Annotated in this window: 2 protein-coding genes and 1 pseudogene; 2 read left to right on the top strand and 1 reads right to left on the bottom strand. The window is 62.1% G+C overall.

Annotated elements, in window-relative coordinates; all coding sequences use genetic code 11:
- Positions 1-106, top strand: a pseudogene (locus tag EN893_RS39675) (ABC transporter permease); the annotation flags it as partial.
- Positions 107-170: 64 nt separating this feature from the next.
- Entirely contained in the window at positions 171-854 is a 684-nt protein-coding gene (locus EN893_RS34720; RefSeq protein WP_127271777.1) for an SGNH/GDSL hydrolase family protein, read from the top strand.
- A 138-nt stretch (positions 855-992) separates the two neighbouring features.
- Here the strand turns inward: EN893_RS34720 and EN893_RS34715 are convergent, their stop codons facing one another.
- Positions 993-1,196, bottom strand: coding sequence for a hypothetical protein (locus EN893_RS34715; RefSeq protein WP_245490963.1), 204 nt, complete (start codon positions 1,194-1,196; stop codon positions 993-995).
- Between the last annotated feature and the right edge of the window lie 2 nt (positions 1,197-1,198).

Raw genomic sequence — 1,198 nt, 5'->3', positions numbered from 1 at the left:
GGTGATGACGGTGCTCGGCATCGACGAGCCCGGCAAGCTCATCGCGCAGGGCGTCATCATCCTCGGCGCGGCGATCTTCTACGGAGTGCGCGTGCGAAACCCCTGATTTGAAACGGCGAAGAGCAAGTGCGCCGGCGTTCAGACAATTGCAAACAGATGGAGAAACATGGATGTCACCGCCAAAAAACATCATGTGCTACGGCGACTCGCTGACCTGGGGCTGGGTTCCGGTCAAGGAAGGGTCGCCGACCTACCGCTACCCTTATGATCAGCGCTGGACCGGTGTGATGGCGGCGGCGCTGGGGGCGGGCTACCACATCATCGAAGAAGGCCTGAGCGCGCGCACGACCTGTCTCGACGACCCCAACGATCCGCGCCTGAACGGGGCGAACTATCTGCCCTCGGCCATCGCCAGCCATCTGCCGCTCGACCTGGTCATCGTCATGCTCGGCACCAACGACACCAAGTCTTATTTCCGCCGGACGCCTTATGAGATCGCCAATGGAATGGCGAAACTGGTCGGGCAGATCCTGACCAGTGCCGGCGGCATCGGCACCCCTTATCCGGCTCCCAAGGCGCTGGTCATTGCGCCGCCGCCGCTGACCCCGATGCCCGATCCGTGGTTCGAGGGCATGTTTGGTGGCGGGCACGAAAAATCCAGGGATCTGGCCAGGCAGTACAAGGCGATGGCGGATTTCATGAAGATCGATTTTCTCAATGCCGGCGATTACCTCACCACGGATGGTGTTGACGGCATCCATTTTACTGCCGGAAACAACGCCGATCTGGGACGCGCCGTCGCCGACAAGGTCAAGTCGATCCTTGAGCCGGGCAAGGTCAGCACTGCCGCCTGAAGCCGCCACGCCCGTCGGCTCGCGGCACACAGGCCTACGGCGCGGGTGTATCGCTCGTTCCTCCGGCGATGCACATCGATACGGGGCCGTTTGGCCCCGTATCGATGTGGCGCTCGACGCCTGCAGACCTGCGTTGATCTAGGGCCTTGTGCCCCGAGGAACATGATCGGCAGACGATTTGGTTTGGCGGTCGAAAACGACCGCCAGGCCCTTCTTCACGGCAAGCGAGGCGACCATGTCGTCGAGTTCGCGATCGGGAATGGCGGGTTTGAGGACCTGCCGGATGGCCCGATAGGCCTGCTCGGTCGACACATAGTCGTAGCGCTTTTTGCGCGCTTCCACAT

Source organism: Mesorhizobium sp. M7A.F.Ca.CA.004.04.2.1 (assembly GCF_004022825.1).
GTDB lineage: Bacteria > Pseudomonadota > Alphaproteobacteria > Rhizobiales > Rhizobiaceae > Mesorhizobium.
Note: the sequence above shows the minus strand (reverse complement) of the source record. Positions and strands in the feature narration are given on the sequence as shown.